Origin of the sequence: Cobetia sp. 29-18-1, assembly GCF_029846405.1 — a bacterium.
Classification (GTDB): Bacteria; Pseudomonadota; Gammaproteobacteria; order Pseudomonadales; family Halomonadaceae; genus Cobetia; species Cobetia amphilecti.
Window position 1 is genome coordinate 1 of sequence record NZ_JARWKS010000010.1, and the last position, 15,923, is coordinate 15,923.

Here is a 15,923-nt window from a genome sequence, read left to right on the forward strand (position 1 = left end):
GTGCATCGAGCGTTTTGAGTTCCCAAAGTGTCAACCTATTTCAGGACTAGACACACCCCACAAGGACACCCGATCACCATGCGCATCACGCTCTACTTCCTGATCTCGACCCTGTGCGAAATCGGCTGGGCCACGGGCCTGAAAGTCGCCGACAGTCCGCTGGAATGGGCACTGACGGTGCTGCTGGTCATCATCAGCCTGAGTCTGGTCACCCAGATCGCCAAGACACTGCCCGCCAGCACCACCTACGCCATCTTCGTCGGCCTGGGCACGGTGGGGACGGTGGTGGCTGACCTGCTGTTCTTCGATCTCGAATTCCAGTGGTCCACGCTGGGCTTCGTGGTGCTGATGCTGATCGGCATCATCGTGCTCAAGACGGCCCCCAGCGCGCCTGCCGACAAGCAGCCTCGCGCGAGTGCCACACCGCAGACCACCCTCAGTGAATGACCAGGAGTGACGTCATGGATTGGGTCTATCTGATCGCCGCCGGCTGCTGTGAAGTCGTCGGCGTCACCGGTTTCAACCAGTACGCCAATCAGCACCGCCGCATGGGCGTGTTGCTGGTCGCGCTGGGCTTCAGCTCCTCCTTGAGCCTGCTGTATCTGGCCATGGACACCATCAGTCTGGGCATCGCCTATGCCGTGTTCTCCGGCATCGGGACCGTGGTCAGCGCCATCATCGGCGTGCTGTTCTGGCGCGAGCACTTCTCGTTTCGCCGCATGGCCTGCATCGGCGTCATCGTGCTGTCCATCGCTGGTCTGCACCTGTCCGGCGGGCATTGAGCGTCGGTCGGCGCTTGATTATTGCCATATGTGCAATAACCAATTGCCGACAGGCGCCTTTTTCTGCCCGCGCCAGTGCACTAGCCTCGTGAACCAGCCTCCTGGACTCGGCACCGCAGGCACCCGCCTGAGTGCCTGTCCTGCGGCATCCTCTGACAACCCATCGTGAAGGAGGTCTCGTTCATGTCAGCGCCCGTCCCTACCCGCATGGCGTTCGTCAATTATCAGCTCGACCGCCCGGAAGGCCTGCAGATCAAGGTGGACCCGAACGGCGAGACCGGTCGCCGTATCGAGCCGGAGCATGACCGCCGCGGTGTCAGACTGCAGGACCTGCGCGCCACACCGCCCAGCTTCGCCTGCCAGGGGCTGCTGTTTCTCGACACGCCCGAACTTGCCGTCGATGTGCGCGATGCCAAGGTGCGCGATCGCCTGCACACACCGGCCATCGAGGCATTGCTCAAGCAGCAGCTCGGCGTCAGTGAGGTGCAGGTGTTCGACCACACCCTGCGCGGCTTCGAGGGTGAGCGCGTGCCGGCGCAGCATGTGCATGTCGACTACTCGCCGCGCTCTGGACCGCAGCGCGTGCGCGATCTGCTCCCGCCCGAGCAGGCGGAGCAGTGGCTGAGCGGCCACTACGGCATCGTCAATGTCTGGCAGCCGGTCGAGCAGGCCGTCGCACGAGACCCGCTGGCCTTCGCCGATACCCAGAGCGTGCAACACGAGGACTGGGTCAACATCGACATCCTCTATCCGGACCGCTGCGGCCAGATCCAGGGCCTCGTGCACAATCCGGCTCACCGCTGGTACTTCGCCTCACAGATGCGCCCCGACGAAGCCATCGTCTTCAATGCCTTCGACAGCGCCGGCAAGCCGCCGGTCGCGCATACCGCGGCCGAGCTGCTCGATACGCCCGACGATGCGCCGACACGCACCAGTCTCGAGACGCGGGTATTGGTCCGCTATCCCGACTGAGGTGTCACGGCCGCTGGTTGATAACGGCTGGTCGGTGGCGGCTGGTTGAAAATGACTGGTTGGTGGCGGCTGAGCGCCGCGGTCGAGATGGCAGACACCTGGCCCATCCGGGTTGCTGCCCCTCGCCCGCCCCTCGCCCGACCTTATCGGCACTCGCCACCAGATGACCGTCGCCCAGGCCTCCCTCCTTGCAGGCCTGGCGGCCACCGCCTGGCGGCCACCAGATTCTCATCTCACATTCTTCATCATTCAGGAGCTTTGCCATGAGCTTGTCTTTCCATGTCGTCCGCCACGAACGCGGCTTCTCTCCCACGCCCCTGCCCATCTGGACCGACAACGGCGACGTGTCTGATCTCTTCGAGGCCGACGCGGCACCAGAGGTGGTCCGTCAGGAAGTCGAGGGTGTCCCGGGGGCCTTCCAGCTGCTCAATGTGCTGACACCCGCCGAGGCCGACAACTTCGTCGCCGCCCTGGAGGAAATGGGCTTCGAGGAAGATGCGCCCGTCTCACTGCCGCGTTCGGTACGCCACAACCACAACGTCAACTGGGTCGTCAGTGAAGCGGTCGATCAGGTCATCTGGCAGCGTTCGGCGCCGCTGGTGACCGAGCAGATCCAGGGCGAAGGCGCCAAGGGCATCAATGCGCGCTTTCGCGTCTATCGCTACGAGGCCGGCGACTTCTTCAAGCCGCACACCGATGGTGCCTGGCCGGGCAGTCGCGTCATCAATGGCGAGATCGTCCAGGACGCCTATCCGGGCCTGATGAGCCAGTACACCTTCCTCATCTTCCTGAGCGATGGTTATACCGGCGGGCGCACCGAGTTTCTGGTCAGCCGTCGCGACCCCGGCAAACCGGCCCAGTCGCAGGATGACATCCAGAAGGTCTCGGTCTCCACGCCCAAGGGTGGCGTACTGTGCTTCCCGCATGGCTCGCACCCGCAGCACTGCGTGCATGCCGGCGAGCCGATCCGCGACGGTGCCAAGTACATCATCCGCAGCGATATCCTCTACTGATGGCTGCCTGAGCAGCAGCAGTGGCCAGGCGCCGCTTGGCAGGTACCGCCTGGTAGATGCCGCTTGATAAGTACCCAGCGCGCAGCCTGAAAACATGAAGGGCCCGATCTCTCGAGACCGGGCCCTTCATGTTTCCTGCGTGTCGTTCACAGGGCCTGTCAGCAGGACAGCCGCTCGCGGCGGGCAAGCAGGAAGTCGACCCAGGCACGTACGCGCGGGTTATGCTGATTCTCGCGCGCGAAGACGACGTGGATACCGGTGTCGAAATCCGATGAGGTGACCTGAAAGTCCTCCAGCACCGGCAGCAGGCGGCCACTTGCCAGCTCTTCCCGAATGGCCCAGAGCGGCTGCACCACCACGCCGGCGCCCCCCAGCGCTGCCTGGGTGAGAATGTCGGCATTGTTGGTGCGCAGCGCGCGGGCGCGCACCGAGATGCGATGCTCCCGGTCGCCCTGCACCAGCCGCCAGTGATGATTGGCGGTGGTATAGCTGAAGGTCAGCAGACGGTGCTGCTCCAGGTCCTGTGGCTGATGGATAGGCGGCTGGGCGGCGAGGTAGGACGGCGCGGCAGCCAGCACGAAGCGCTGATCACTGATATGGCGCGCGATCAGGCTCGAATCTTCCAGATGGCCGATGCGCAGCGCCACGTCGAAGTGGTCCTCGACCAGGTCCACCCGCTGGTCGCTGCTGACGATATCCAGCGCCACCTCGGGATAGCACTGCATGAACTCGCTCACCAGCGGCGCCAGATAGAGGCGTGAATAGCGCCACGGCACCGAGATGCGCAGCGGCCCCGCGACCCGCTCACTCAGCGTATCCAGCTCATCTTCCAGTTGGTCCACCTCGGCCAGAATGGCGCGAAAGCGGATCAGGGCGCGCTCGCCGGCCGGCGACAGCCGTACATGGCGCGTGGTGCGCACCAGCAGCGGCTCGCCCAGCTGGCGCTCTAGATGATTGACGTGACGCGTCGCCGTGGAACTGGCGATATCCAGCTCCCGCGCCGCCACGTTGAAGCTCTGATGCTCCGCCACCTTGAGAAAGGTGCGCAGGCGTTGGGTCAGTTCGTTCATGGTGCTCCTGCGGTGCCCTCCATCGAAAGGTCGGCGTCCTTGTCGTACAGCCAAGCGGCCAGACAGCCGGTTGGCGCTTGCCAGCCACGAGCATATCATCGACGCACCGCAGGATGATCGCGACACGAGGATGAACGACATGGACATGATAAGCAGCATGAAAGGACTCGCCGGTGGCGTTTTGATCGGTCTCTCGGCAGTGATGCTGATGGCCTTTCTGGGACGTATCGCCGGTATCAGTGGCATCACGCGCGGCGCACTGCTGGAATCAGGCCCGGACCGCCGCTGGCGTCTCGCCTTCGTGCTCGGGTTGATCAGCGGCCCGCTGCTGCTTTTGCTGCTCAATCTTGACTGGGGCAATGTGGCCGCAAGCACGGATGCGCTGATCGGCAATCCCACCAGCGGGGTGCTGAGCATGATGTTCGCCGGCCTGCTGGTGGGTATCGGAACAGGCATCGGCGGCGGCTGTACCAGTGGTCATGGCGTCTGCGGTATCGCGCGTCTCTCACCCCGCTCGCTGGTGGCCACGGTGGTGTTCGTGGCTGTCGCCATGCTGACGGTTTTCGTGAGCCAACATCTGCTGGGGGAGTCACCATGAAAACGGTCATCGGCTTTCTTACCGGGCTGGTCTTCAGCCTCGGGCTGACACTCAGCGGCATGACCGACCCCGCGCGCGTGGTCGGCTTTCTCGACGTGGCCGGAGACTGGGACCCCACGCTGATCTTCGTGCTGGGCGGTGCCGTCATCACCACCTTCCTCGGCTATCGACTCGTCTGGCGGCGTGGCACTCCCCTGCTGGGCGAGCGCTTCCAGCTGCCCACGCGTCGCGATATCGATGGCCGCCTGCTGCTCGGTGCGGCGCTGTTCGGTATCGGCTGGGGGCTGAGCGGTTACTGCCCCGGGCCTGCCATCGTCTCCAGCAGCGCCATGAGTCTGCCATTGGCGGGCTTTCTGGTGACGATGCTGCTGGGCTGGTGGCTGGCCACCCGCCTGACGCGCAATAGCTGATCTGACAACCCCGCCTTGAAACGCAAACGCCCGCCAAATGGCGGGCGTTTGCGTCTTCCTACAAGGGAGATCGTCACGACTAGACGATGCCCTTGGCCTTCATTTCCCGCAGCACGGCGGCGACATAGTGCATCTCCTCCGGTGTGCCGCATGACCAAATCCCTCGCCCGATAGCACCACGCCGGGCTCATGAAGTTCCCCGAAATTTTCATTCTTGGCATCCCGCAAAGCGTGTCTGGCATTTCGCAAAACAAAAGTGCCGCCAGCGGGTAAATAATAATGATTATTATAAACAACTAGGGAACGCAGTCTTGGCTCACTCACTCCGCCGTCCAGGTTTCACTCGCTCGCCACTCGCCCTCTCCATTGCGCTCGCAACCTCGTCACTGCTCAGTGCCACCGCTATCGCGGATGAGACTCGCACACTTGAGGCGATGACCATCGTCGGCGAGGCGCAAGGCGGCACCACGGAAGAGACTCAGGCGTATACGGTCGACTCCAGCACCAGCGCCAATGGCTTGACCCTGTCGCCACGCGAGACACCGCAGTCTGTCAGCTTCCTGACCCGCCAGCAGATGGATGATGAGGCGCTGACCAGTACCACGGAGGCGATCAACCGCCTGCCGGGCGTGTCCTCCAATCGCCTGGACGGTACCCGCGCCAGCTTCCAGTCGCGCGGCTATACCATCCGCAATTTCCAGTTCGATGGACAACAGAGCAACACCAGCAGCTTCTGGCCGTTCGGCGACGCCGAGTGGGACACCGCCATCTATGATCGCGTCGAGGTGGTCCGCGGGGCCACTGGCCTGATGACAGGCGTCGGCGACCCGTCCGCCACCGTCAACTTCGTGCGCAAGAAGCCGCTGGACGAAGCCGCGGCCAGCGTGACTGGCGCTGTCGGCAGCTGGGACCGCCGACGTGGCGTGGTGGATGTCAGCACGCCGCTGGATGATGCCGGCAAGGTCGGCGTGCGCTTCGTGGCCGCCAAGGACCGCTCCGACAGCTTCATGGATGATGTCGAGAATGACCGCGAGACCCTCTACGGGGTGATCGCCGCCGAATTGACGCCTGACACCGAGCTGAACGTCGGGGTCGAGTATCAGCGCTATGACCAGGATGGCGCCTATCTGGGCGTGCCGCTCTACTACACCGACGGCACGCGCACCGACGGCACGCGCACCGACTTCGACCAGTCGGTCGCCAACAATACCGAATGGGCGCACTTCTTCACCGAGAATACGCGCGGCTTCGCCGACCTGACCCACTACTTCGCCAACGGCTGGAAGGCGACCGCCGCCTACAGTCATGGCGATGCCAACTACGGGCTGACCTACAACTACCGTGGCGGCTATGTGGATCGTGACAACGGCATCCTCTACTACGACAGCAATCGCGAGTATCCGACGACCTCCTATCTGGTCGACTATCGCGGTGATCGCACCCAGAAGAACCTGAACTTGAGCGCTGAGGGCCCCTTCGAGCTGCTCGGTCGTGAGCACCAGCTGGGCTTTGGCTACATGCAGCTCAAGGAAGAGTACGAGATCTGGAGCCGCACCCCGGCGAGCGCCGTGCCGGCGCTGGGCAGCTTCACCGATCGCGATGACCCGGCGCTGGCCGAGCCGGAATGGGGCGAATGGGGCCTGACCGACGACACCGAAACCGAGCAGAGCGGTTTCTACGCCGTGACGCGCTTCTCGCTGGCCGACCCCGTGCACCTGATCATCGGCGCCCGCCTGACCGATTGGGAGATCGACCAGGACTACCGTGGCGAGCGCAGCTATGAATACAACGACGAGTTCACGCCCTATGCCGGCCTGATCGTCGACATTACCGACAACCTCACCGCCTATACCAGCTACACGCAGATCTTCAATACCCAGAGCGAACGTGCCCCCGATGGCGCCCTGCTCGACCCGCTCGAGGGCACCAGCTATGAGGCGGGCCTGAAGGCGGCGTTGTTCGAGGACCGCGCTGACGTGTCCTTCGCCGTCTTCCGCAGCGAGCAGGACAATCTGGCCGTCGAGATCCCCGGTGTCTATGTCGCCGGCACCACCGATCAGGCCTACACCGAGTCAGACGGCGCCGTGGTCGAAGGCTTCGAACTGGAAGTGGCCGGTGAAGTCGCGCCGGGCATCAATCTCTCCGCCAGCTACGCACTGGTGGACGCCGAGGACGCCGATGGCACCCAGCTCAATACCAGCTATCCGCGCCAGCAGGCCAAGGTCTACGCCACCTGGCAGCTGCCCGGCGACTGGTCGCGTCTGACGCTGGGCGCTGGTGGCACCTGGCAGGGTGATACCTACAAGGATACCGACACGCCCACCGGTACCGAGAAGGTCGGCCAGGGCGATGTCTTCCTCGCCAACGCCATGGCGCGCTATCGCTTCAATGACAACTTCAGCACCCAGCTCAACGTGTCCAACCTCTTCGATGAGGAGTACTACACGCAGCAGGGCTTCTACAGCCAGTACCTGTACGGCGCACCGCGCAGTGCGCTGCTGAGCATGACCTACGACTTCTGACCACGGGCCCGCCCTGCCGACAGGACACTCGTCTCCACACGTAACGCTTGCCTACCTACCGACAGCCCCTCCCCGCCAGGGGCTGTCATCTCGTCTCTGGCCAGCGGCGTCTGCCGCCAGCCGATCACATAAGGAGTCTCCCTTGCGACTCACGCGACTTTCCTGCGCCATCGGCCTGACCACCGTCATGGCTGCCTGCCTCACGCCTGCCGTACAGGCACACGAGTCAGCGACTGCACACACGTCATCTGTCAGAACATCTGCCACCTCCGCCGAGGCAACGGCGCAGTATCCGCTCACGATCGAACATGCCTTCGGCACTACCGTCATCGAGAACAAGCCGCAACGTATCGCCACCGTCGCCTGGGCCAATCATGAAGTGCCGTTGGCACTGGGCGTGGTGCCGGTGGGCTTCCCCCGTCAGGACTTCGGGGATGATGACGGCGACGGCATGATGCCGTGGGTCAAGGCGCGCCTGGAAGCACTGGGGGCCGACTCGGCCAATCTGTTCGATCAGGGCAAGACCCTCGATTTCGATGCCGTGGCCGCCAGCCAGCCGGACGTCATCCTCGCCGCCTATTCAGGATTGAGCGAAGACGATTACGCCAAGCTCAGCAAGATCGCGCCGGTCGTGGCGCGCCCGGGGCCGCGCTGGTCTTCCAGCTGGCGCGACATGATTCGCCTCGACAGTGCCGGCATGGGCATGGCCGCCGAAGGGGAAGCACTGATCGAGCGTCTCGAGGCTCAGGTCGCCGAGAACATCGCCGCCCACCCGGAGATCAAGGGCAAGTCGGCCATCACCCTGCGCTATATCGACCCCGAAGACCCGACCCGGATCGCCTTCTACAACGACAACGATGCCCGGGGGCGCTTCCTTGCCGAGCTGGGGCTGACCTCCCCGTCCTTCGTGACGGCGAGTGCCAGCGACGGCAAGATTGGCGGGCGAGTGCCCCCGCAACAACTGGCGGAGCTGGCCGACGTCGATATCATCCTGACCTATGGCGGCCAGGTGCTGATTGAGCGCCTCAACCAGCACCTCGCGGACAATGACCTGCCCACCTTCAGCAACGACAGGGTCATCCTGCTGGAGAATGACCCGATGGGCACGGCGGCCAACCCGACACCGCTCTCGATGCCGGAAGTGCTCGATGCCTACGTGACCCAGCTTGCGCGAGCAGCGAAAGCCTCGAATGGCTGATGGCAACTGACTCGTTCTACTGACTAATTCTATTAAAATAGGCGCCTGACTCATTCTACTGAACCAGGCGGGCGCAGCTGAGACCCGCCACCTGAAAGACGAAAACCCCGCAACCGGTAATCCGGTCGCGGGGTTTTTCATGCTGCCTGAACTAGCCCGATTTACTTCTTGAGGCTGTCGATCAGCAGCTCAGCGACACCTTCGGAAGACATCGGGTTCTGACCGGTGATGATCAGGCCATCCTGAATCGCGAAGGAGGTGAAATCGGCCTTCTTCTCATAGATGCCGCCTTTCTGCTGCAGGGCATCTTCGACCAGGAACGGCACGACATTGGTGAGGCCGACGCCTTCTTCTTCGCCATTGGTGAAGCCGGTGACACGCACGCCGTCCACGAAGGGAGTGCCATCAGGCTTGCGGGCGTTCAGCAGCACTGCCGGGGCGTGGCAGACGGAGCTGACCAGCTTGCCAGCCGCATGGAACTGCTCGATCAGACGGATGGAATCCGCGTCGTTGGTCAGATCCCACAGCGGGCCGTGGCCACCCGGGTAGAAGATGGCGTCGAAGTCTTCGACCTTCATGTCTGCCAGCACGGCGGTGGTGGCGAGGTCCTGCTGAGCAGCGGCGTCCTTGTCGAAACGACGCGTGGCATCCGTCTGGAAATCCTCGCCTTGGCTTGCCGGATCCAGCGGCGGCTGACCGCCCTTGGGAGAGGCCAGCGTCACCTCGATGCCGGCGTCCTTCATGACGTAGTAGGGAGCCGCCAGCTCTTCCAGCCAGAAGCCTGTCTTCTTGCCCGTGTCACCCAGCGTATCGTGGGATGTCACTACTACCAGAACCTTGCTCATGATGCTCTCCTCAACGTGCGGGATAGCCCGCAACGGTCACTTCACGAAAGATGTCGGCGACGTGATGGTCACCACGTAATGGGGCACCAAGTGGTGCTCGTCCTGTGTTGAATGAAGCTTACTGCTCACGCCACCATCGTCATAATCGATAGTCCGGATAGCCACTATCGCACACACAAATAGTTGTCTTGGGCCAGCGTGCTCATCGACCCACACACTTGCCAACTCGCATGCCGGCAACCGGCTCAATAGGTCGGCATCAGATGCACTTCACGGATATTGGCACGCGGCGAAGCACTGATGGCGTAGAGCACGGCATCCGCTACATCCTGCGGGTCCAGCTTGTCCGGCTTGGGCTGATCGAAGAAGGCGGTATTGACCATGCCCGGGGTAATGGTGGTGCAGCGGCCCTGCCAATCGGCCATTTCCATCGCCAGGTTCTGGCCGAAGCCGTAGGCGAACCACTTGCTGGAGCTGTAGATGGAGCCCGCATGATTGGCGCGGCCGGCCACGGAACTGGTGAGGAGGAAGTGGCCCTTGCTCTCTCTCAGGTGCGGCAGGGTCGCGTGGGCGGTCCACAGCAGCGCATTGATGTTGATGTCGATGACTCGCTTCCACTCCTCGGGATCACCGTTCTCGGTGCCTGCCTGGCTGACGCCGGTACCGGCATTGGCGAACGCCGCATCCAGACGGCCATGCTGGGCGACGGCCTGCTCGACGACCTTGGCAAGCTGATCGTAGTCCGTGGCATCGGCAGCAATCGCCAGCACCTTGTCGCTGCCCAGTTCATCGACCAGCGCATCGAGGCGCTCCTTGCGACGGGCGGTCGCGACGACCTTGTGCCCGGCCTTCACCAGTGCGCGCGCGGTGGCCTCACCGATACCGCTGGAGGCGCCGGTGATCAGCACGATCTTTTCCTCTTCGGCTTGCGTCCGCTTCACATCACTCATGGCTCACTCCTGTGGGTCGCTTGGATCACTCGTCGTGTTCTGATCACTACCCTACCGCCTGAACTTGCCATCGTGATAATCGATAGTACAGATAGCTGCTATCATCCAGACAAATAGTGCTCACTCGCCCGAGTGCAACCGCGACACTCCGCCTGCTCTGGTAGTCATCATGAAGCTCAACTACGACCTCAACCTCCTGCGCACCTTCCATGCGCTGTATCTCGAGCAGAACGTCACGCGCGCCGGCGAGCGTCTGCACCTGAGTCAGCCCTCGGTGAGCGCGGCGCTCTCCAGGCTGCGCGAGCTGTTCAATGACCCGCTGTTCATCCGCGACCGCCAGCGCATGCGCCCTACCGAGAAGGCCGACCACCTGTTTCCGACCATCGAGGCGGCGCTGACCGACCTCGATGGCCTGATCAACAGCGAGCGGCACTTCGACCACACCACCGAAAGCCGTCATTTCGAGATCGCCGCCAACGATTACTTCGAGGTGCTGATCCTGCCGCAACTGGCGACGATCCTGCGTGAACAGGCACCGGGCATCACCCTCCAGGTACGCCGTCTCTCGCAGGACATGAGCGAAGCCGGCGTGATGAGCGGCACGACGGACCTCGCCTTCGGGCGTCAGGTCGATCCGCCCGAGAATCTGGTGGTCAGGGAAGTGATCACGGAAGGCATCGACTGTCTGGTCGGCAACGGGCATCCGCTATTGGAGCGTCTGGATGATGAAGGCCGCATGACAAAGGCGGATTTCGAGCACCACGCCCATGTGCTGGTACAGCCCCATACCCGCCTGAAAAGCGGCATCTTCAAGCAGCTCGAGGGCCAGGGGCTCAAGCGTGAGGTGGCCCTGGCGGTCACCTACTTCATGGCCGTGCCCTCCCTGCTGGAGCGCTCGCCACTGATCGCGAGCCTGCCCACCGGGTTATGCCAGCACTTCTGCCGCCAGTTCGCCGTCACCCGTGTGGCACCGCCGGTCGCCTTCGCCTCCTTCCCCTTCCACTTGAGCTGGCATCGCCGCTATCAGAAGGACCCCGCGCATCGCTGGATCCGCGAGCAGATCATTGAATGCTGTCAACGTCTGGCGGAGGGACAGCAGGTGTTGCGCTAAGTCCTGAGTCCTGAGTCCTGAGTCCTGAGTCCTGAGTCCTAAGTCCTAAGTCCTGAGCCCTGAGCACAGAGCACAGAGCACAGAGCACAGAAAATAAGCGCCCGGCTACGAAAACGGCCCCTCACCATCCAGTGAGGGGCCGTTCTTGACATGCCACGGGATTCAGCAGGCGAGCATCAGCCCTGCTTGGCAGCCAGGGCAGCACGATGGGCGTGCAGTTTCTGGTAGCTTTCGATCAGACGCAGGTGGCGATCGAGCCCTTCCAGCTGCATGTTGGTCGGCTCCAGACCATGGAAGCGCACCTCGCCCTGCACGGAGCCCACCACGGCAGCCATGGTGTCTTCACCGAACATGCGGCGGAAGTTGTAGAGGTAGTCCTCGAGTTCCAGCTCGTCATCCAGCGTGATCTCCAGCACCGCCTTCATGGCCTGATAATAGAGGCCGCGCACGACGGTGTTGTCGTTGTACTGCAGGAACATCTCGACGCGATCCAGCGCGTCCTCGTGCTGGCCCAGCGCGAGATTGATCATCAGTTTCAGCTCGAGAATCGTCAGCTGGCCCCAGATGGTGTTCTCGTCGAACTCGATACCGATCAGCGTCTTGATGTCCATGTGCTCATCAAGCTGGCTCTCTTCGAGACGCTCGCCCAGGTCCGCCAGCTGATCGTCATCGAGACGATGCAGATTGAGGATGTCCTCGCGGTAATCCAGCGCCATGTTGGTGTTGTCCCACACCAGGTCCTCGACCGGATAGACCTCGGAATAGCCCGGCACCAGGATACGGCACACCGGCGCGCCAAGATCCTCGTGCACCGCCATGTAAGCCTCCTTGCCGATCTCATCGAGGATGCCGAACAGGTTGGCGACTTCTTCTTCATTGCTGCCAGAGAAGTCCCACTCGACGAACTCGATGTCGGTCTTGGAGCTGAAGAAACGCCAGGAGACGAGACCCGAGGAGTCGATGAAGTGCTCGACGAAGTTGTTCGGCTCGGACACGGCCAGCGAGTTGAAGGTCGGCGGCATGAAGTCGTTGAGCCCCTCGAAGCTGCGGCCCTGCATCAGTTCGGTCAGGCTGCGCTCGATGGCGACTTCAAAGCTCGGGTGCGCGCCGAAGGAGGCGAAGACACCGCCGGTCTTCGGGTTCATCAGCGTGACGCAGGCCACCGGGAACTGACCGCCCAGCGAGGCGTCCTTGACCAGAATCGGGAAGCCCTGGGCTTCCAGCGCCTCGATGCCTTCGACGATTTCCGGGTACTTGGCCAGCACCTCCTGCGGCACGTCCGGCAGGGTCAGTTCCTGCTCGAGAATCTCGCGCTTCACGGCACGCTCGAAGATCTCGGACAGACACTGCACCTGGGCTTCCGGAAGAGTATTGCCGGCGCTCATGCCGTTGCTGAGATACAGGTTCTCGATCAGGTTGGACGGGAAGTAGATCGTCTCACCGTCCGAACGGCGAGTGAACGGCAGGGACACGATGCCACGATCCGCACGCCCGGAATTGGTGTCGATCAGATTGGAGCCACCCAGCTCGCCGTCCGGATTGAAGATCTCCAGACAGTAGTCATCCAGCACGCCTTCCGGGATGTCGTCATTCGGGCCCGGCTGGAACCACTTCTCGTTCGGGTAGTGCACGAACTCGCTGTCAGCGATGGCTTCGCCGAAGAACTGGTCGTTGTAGAAGAAGTTGCAGCTCAGGCGCTCGATGAACTCGCCCAGTGCCGAGCACAGCGCGCTCTCCTTGGTCGAACCCTTGCCGTTGGTGAAGCACATCGGTGAGGCGGCATCACGAATGTGCAGCGACCAGACGTGCGGCACGATGTTGCGCCAGGAGGCGATCTCGATCTTCATGCCGAGATCATTCAGCAGGCCCGTCATGTTGGCAATGGTCTGCTCCAGCGGCAGGTCCTTGCCTTCAATCCAGGTGCTCTGCCCTTCTGGCGGCTCCGCCATCAGCAATGCCTGGGCGTCCTCGTCGAGGTTGTCGACCGTCTCGATCTCGAAGCCCGGGCCGGTCTGGACGACCTTCTTCACCGTGCAACGCTCGATGGAACGCAGGATGCCCTGGCGGTCCTTGTCGGAGAGGTCTTCCGGCAGCTCCACCTGGATCTTGAAGATCTGGTTGTAGCGATTCTCCGGGTCGACGATGTTGTTCTGCGACAGGCGGATGTTCTCGGTCGGGATGTCCCGCGCCACGCAGTACACCTTCACGAAGTACGCCGCGCACAGCGCCGACGACGCCAGGAAGTAGTCGAACGGGCTCGGCGCCGACCCATCACCCTTGTAGCGGATGGGCTGATCGGTGATGACCGTGAAGTCGTCGAATTTCGCCTCGAGCCTCAGGTTGTCGAGAAAGTTGACCTTGATTTCCATGAACGATGCACCGCTGTGAAGAGTGTGGGCGCCAGCACGCCAGTCTGACGGCTACGCGATGGCCGCCATTATCCAGATTTTGGGGGCCTGCGTCGCGGGTGAGGCGAAAAGCGAAAACGCCGTGACTTCCTTGACGGTAGGGGGATTGTCACCTATTGGTTAATTTATACGCATAAATACAATAATTGATGCTTTGCCATGCCTGGTTCCCTGCCATCGACACGACAGGTCACAACCCGCCCCACCAACCACAATAAAGGGGAATGCAATGAGAAAGCGCTTCACGACCCGCAAGGTCGCCATCTACGGCAGCATGCTGCTGGGATTCTTGATGCTCGAGAGTCCATTGATGCTGATGGCCAACAAGATCGAGCCCATGGTGATGGGAGTTCCGTTCTTCCTCGTCTGGAACCTGGTGTGGTGGGGCTTCCTCACCGCCGTGTTCCTGTATGCCTACCTGACCAACTGGGGTAGCGCCAGAGCCCCTTCCACCGGCGGCAAGCGCTGAGGAGCTCACCATGACTGGAAGCATCTTGATCATCGCGGCCTTCATGATCATTCCCTTGATCGTCGGGCTCGTCTCGGCCCGCAAGTCCCAGACGACGAGCGAAGACTTCTTCGTTCAGGGGCGGGCCATGGGCAGCATTGCCGTATTCTTCACGGTGGCGGCCACCTGGTGGAGCGCCTTTGCCTTCCTGGGATCGAATGCCACCTTCTACACCAGTGGCCCGATCTATCTCACCGCGCTTGCGTGGAACCTGCTCTTCGGCTTCATGTACTACTGGGTGGGCAAGCGCGTCTGGTATCTCGGCAAGCGCTTTGACTACCTGACGCCGTCAGACCTGATGGGCGATTTCTACAACAGTGAAGCACTCAGAGTCCTCGTTGCCGTCATCACGCTGATCTTTACCGTGCCATATCTGCAGATCCAGCTGACAGGCGGCGCCTACCTGATCGAGGTCGCCTCCGGTGGCGTCGTGCCCTTCTGGCTGGCCGCACTGCTGTTCTACTTCATCATCATCGTCTATGTGTGGGTCGGCGGAATTCGCGCCATCGCCTGGACAGATGTGATCTACGGGGCGCTGCTGTTCTTCGGCATGATGTATGCGGGCTACTACATCGCCGGCCAGGCAGGTGGTCCGACCAGCATGTTCGCTCAGCTCGCCAGCGACTCGCCCGCGCATCTGACGCTGCCGGGGCCGAATGGCAACATGGGCTACTCCATGTGGTTCTCGCTGTTCGTGATCGTGGCCATCGGCGCCTTCATGGGTCCCCAGATCTGGCTGCGCATGTATTCGGTGAAAAGCGGCAAGCTGTTCGGCTTGATGCCCTTCCTGCTGGGGCTCGCCGCCTTCGCCTACTTCGGCTCGGTACTGACGGGGTATACCGGTGTACTGCTGGAGCCTGGCCTGGAGAATGCTGACCAGATCCTGCCTGTCATGCTGATGAACTATGCACCCTACCTGCTGGCATCGCTGATCATGGCGGCTGGCGCGGCAGCGGCGATGTCCACGGCCAACTCCCAGATCCATGCGGTATCGACCGTCGTCACCATGGATATCTACAAGCGCTACGTGAACCCGCAAGCGGATCAGAAGCGCATCGTCCACATCGGACGCCTGTCTCTGGTCGGCTTCTCTCTGGCGGCCTACATCCTGGCACTGACCGTTCCGGGGCTGCTCGTCACGATCGGGATCGCGGCACTGGCGGGCACCGCTCAGTTGATCGTGCCGACACTGGGCGCCATCACCTGGCGCAAGGCACACCCGCAAGCGGCCATCTGGGGCCTGATTCTGGGTATCGTGACCGTCCTCTGGCTGTCCTACGGCGCCAGCGTCAGCAACCCGCTTGGCCTGCATGCCGGCATCTGGGGCCTGATCCTCAATGCGTCAGCCTTCGTCATCATCAGCCTCGCCTTGCAGCGCAAGGATACCGATGTGGTAGAACGCTTCGCGCAGGCGCGTCGGGATTACACCGCGGAATATCACCCGGAGCAGCTGGAAGATGATGTGGCTCCCTCACCTCAGGTGATCGAAGCCCGCTGACCAGCGACAAGGGCCTGCATTGCGCAGGCCCTTTTCAT

The 15,923-nt window shown here is 62.4% G+C and carries 15 protein-coding genes; 11 read left to right on the forward strand and 4 right to left on the reverse strand.

Annotated features, from left to right (window positions below):
• The first annotated feature begins 78 nt into the window (after positions 1 to 78).
• The 4 genes from QD208_RS09535 (at position 79) to QD208_RS09550 (ending at position 2,767) form a co-directional block, all read left to right on the forward strand.
• Positions 79 to 447, forward strand: coding sequence for an SMR family transporter (locus QD208_RS09535; protein ID WP_052384368.1), 369 nt, complete (start codon positions 79 to 81; stop codon positions 445 to 447).
• Positions 448 to 461: 14 nt separating this feature from the next.
• On the forward strand, positions 462 to 782 hold the full coding sequence (locus tag QD208_RS09540) for a multidrug efflux SMR transporter (protein ID WP_043332225.1): 321 nt from the start codon (positions 462 to 464) through the stop codon (positions 780 to 782).
• 183 nt (positions 783 to 965) lie between these two features.
• Positions 966 to 1,754, forward strand: a complete 789-nt coding sequence (locus tag QD208_RS09545; protein WP_156961859.1) for a CmcJ/NvfI family oxidoreductase — start codon at positions 966 to 968, stop codon at positions 1,752 to 1,754.
• A 263-nt stretch (positions 1,755 to 2,017) separates the two neighbouring features.
• The gene (locus tag QD208_RS09550) at positions 2,018 to 2,767 is read left to right on the forward strand and encodes a 2OG-Fe(II) oxygenase (RefSeq protein ID WP_279836646.1); all 750 of its coding nucleotides are present in this window, start codon (positions 2,018 to 2,020) and stop codon (positions 2,765 to 2,767) included.
• Between the two features lie 158 nt (positions 2,768 to 2,925).
• Here QD208_RS09550 and QD208_RS09555 read toward each other — a convergent pair whose 3' ends face one another.
• Positions 2,926 to 3,837: a LysR family transcriptional regulator gene (locus QD208_RS09555; protein ID WP_279836648.1), complete on the reverse strand. Its 912-nt coding sequence runs from the start codon at positions 3,835 to 3,837 to the stop codon at positions 2,926 to 2,928.
• Positions 3,838 to 3,976: 139 nt separating this feature from the next.
• Between QD208_RS09555 and QD208_RS09560 the strand changes: the two genes are divergently transcribed.
• The 4 genes from QD208_RS09560 to QD208_RS09575 all read left to right on the forward strand — a co-directional run bounded on the left by QD208_RS09560 (position 3,977) and on the right by QD208_RS09575 (position 8,565).
• The gene (locus QD208_RS09560; RefSeq protein ID WP_131431857.1) at positions 3,977 to 4,435 is read left to right on the forward strand and encodes a YeeE/YedE family protein; all 459 of its coding nucleotides are present in this window, start codon (positions 3,977 to 3,979) and stop codon (positions 4,433 to 4,435) included.
• A complete protein-coding gene (locus tag QD208_RS09565) occupies positions 4,432 to 4,845 on the forward strand; it encodes a DUF6691 family protein (RefSeq protein ID WP_043332231.1) in 414 nt (137 codons plus the stop codon). Before QD208_RS09560 ends, QD208_RS09565 begins: the two co-directional genes overlap by 4 nt.
• 311 nt (positions 4,846 to 5,156) lie before the next feature.
• The gene (locus QD208_RS09570; RefSeq protein ID WP_279836651.1) at positions 5,157 to 7,367 is read left to right on the forward strand and encodes a TonB-dependent siderophore receptor; all 2,211 of its coding nucleotides are present in this window, start codon (positions 5,157 to 5,159) and stop codon (positions 7,365 to 7,367) included.
• Between the two features lie 142 nt (positions 7,368 to 7,509).
• Positions 7,510 to 8,565 carry an ABC transporter substrate-binding protein gene (locus QD208_RS09575; RefSeq protein ID WP_279836653.1) on the forward strand — a complete coding sequence of 352 codons (1,056 nt, stop codon included), beginning with the start codon at positions 7,510 to 7,512 and terminating at the stop codon, positions 8,563 to 8,565.
• A 161-nt stretch (positions 8,566 to 8,726) separates the two neighbouring features.
• Here QD208_RS09575 and QD208_RS09580 read toward each other — a convergent pair whose 3' ends face one another.
• Positions 8,727 to 9,410, reverse strand: a complete 684-nt coding sequence (locus QD208_RS09580; RefSeq protein WP_215824280.1) for a type 1 glutamine amidotransferase domain-containing protein — start codon at positions 9,408 to 9,410, stop codon at positions 8,727 to 8,729.
• A 245-nt stretch (positions 9,411 to 9,655) separates the two neighbouring features.
• Positions 9,656 to 10,360 carry an SDR family oxidoreductase gene (locus QD208_RS09585; protein ID WP_279836655.1) on the reverse strand — a complete coding sequence of 235 codons (705 nt, stop codon included), beginning with the start codon at positions 10,358 to 10,360 and terminating at the stop codon, positions 9,656 to 9,658.
• A gap of 169 nt (positions 10,361 to 10,529) precedes the next feature.
• On the opposite strand from QD208_RS09585, the gene QD208_RS09590 reads away from it, so the two are divergent.
• Positions 10,530 to 11,471, forward strand: coding sequence for a LysR substrate-binding domain-containing protein (locus tag QD208_RS09590; protein ID WP_107335025.1), 942 nt, complete (start codon positions 10,530 to 10,532; stop codon positions 11,469 to 11,471).
• A 176-nt stretch (positions 11,472 to 11,647) separates the two neighbouring features.
• Here QD208_RS09590 and QD208_RS09595 read toward each other — a convergent pair whose 3' ends face one another.
• Positions 11,648 to 13,840 carry an OsmC domain/YcaO domain-containing protein gene (locus tag QD208_RS09595; RefSeq protein WP_279836658.1) on the reverse strand — a complete coding sequence of 731 codons (2,193 nt, stop codon included), beginning with the start codon at positions 13,838 to 13,840 and terminating at the stop codon, positions 11,648 to 11,650.
• 268 nt (positions 13,841 to 14,108) lie between these two features.
• Here QD208_RS09595 and QD208_RS09600 point away from each other — a divergent pair, with 268 nt between their 5' ends.
• Both QD208_RS09600 and QD208_RS09605 read left to right on the forward strand, forming a co-directional pair.
• Positions 14,109 to 14,348 (forward strand): hypothetical protein, encoded by a 240-nt coding sequence (locus QD208_RS09600; protein ID WP_107335026.1) that lies wholly within the window; start codon positions 14,109 to 14,111, stop codon positions 14,346 to 14,348.
• Positions 14,349 to 14,358: 10 nt separating this feature from the next.
• Positions 14,359 to 15,885 carry a sodium:solute symporter family protein gene (locus QD208_RS09605; RefSeq protein WP_279836660.1) on the forward strand — a complete coding sequence of 509 codons (1,527 nt, stop codon included), beginning with the start codon at positions 14,359 to 14,361 and terminating at the stop codon, positions 15,883 to 15,885.
• Positions 15,886 to 15,923: the final 38 nt, after the last annotated feature.

Excerpts from the sequence above, each read along its gene's own strand:
- QD208_RS09600 (WP_107335026.1), top strand. The coding sequence starts at position 14,109 with ATGAGAAAGCGCTTCACGACCCGCAAGGTCGCCATCTACGGCAGCATG.
- QD208_RS09580 (WP_215824280.1), bottom strand. The coding sequence starts at position 9,410 with ATGAGCAAGGTTCTGGTAGTAGTGACATCCCACGATACGCTGGGTGAC.
- QD208_RS09550 (WP_279836646.1), top strand. The coding sequence starts at position 2,018 with ATGAGCTTGTCTTTCCATGTCGTCCGCCACGAACGCGGCTTCTCTCCC.
- QD208_RS09605 (WP_279836660.1), top strand. The coding sequence starts at position 14,359 with ATGACTGGAAGCATCTTGATCATCGCGGCCTTCATGATCATTCCCTTG.
- QD208_RS09535 (WP_052384368.1), top strand. The coding sequence starts at position 79 with ATGCGCATCACGCTCTACTTCCTGATCTCGACCCTGTGCGAAATCGGC.
- QD208_RS09560 (WP_131431857.1), top strand. The coding sequence starts at position 3,977 with ATGGACATGATAAGCAGCATGAAAGGACTCGCCGGTGGCGTTTTGATC.
- QD208_RS09545 (WP_156961859.1), top strand. The coding sequence starts at position 966 with ATGTCAGCGCCCGTCCCTACCCGCATGGCGTTCGTCAATTATCAGCTC.
- QD208_RS09590 (WP_107335025.1), top strand. The coding sequence starts at position 10,530 with ATGAAGCTCAACTACGACCTCAACCTCCTGCGCACCTTCCATGCGCTG.
- QD208_RS09555 (WP_279836648.1), bottom strand. The coding sequence starts at position 3,837 with ATGAACGAACTGACCCAACGCCTGCGCACCTTTCTCAAGGTGGCGGAG.
- QD208_RS09595 (WP_279836658.1), bottom strand. The coding sequence starts at position 13,840 with ATGGAAATCAAGGTCAACTTTCTCGACAACCTGAGGCTCGAGGCGAAA.
- QD208_RS09585 (WP_279836655.1), bottom strand. The coding sequence starts at position 10,360 with ATGAGTGATGTGAAGCGGACGCAAGCCGAAGAGGAAAAGATCGTGCTG.
- QD208_RS09540 (WP_043332225.1), top strand. The coding sequence starts at position 462 with ATGGATTGGGTCTATCTGATCGCCGCCGGCTGCTGTGAAGTCGTCGGC.
- QD208_RS09565 (WP_043332231.1), top strand. The coding sequence starts at position 4,432 with ATGAAAACGGTCATCGGCTTTCTTACCGGGCTGGTCTTCAGCCTCGGG.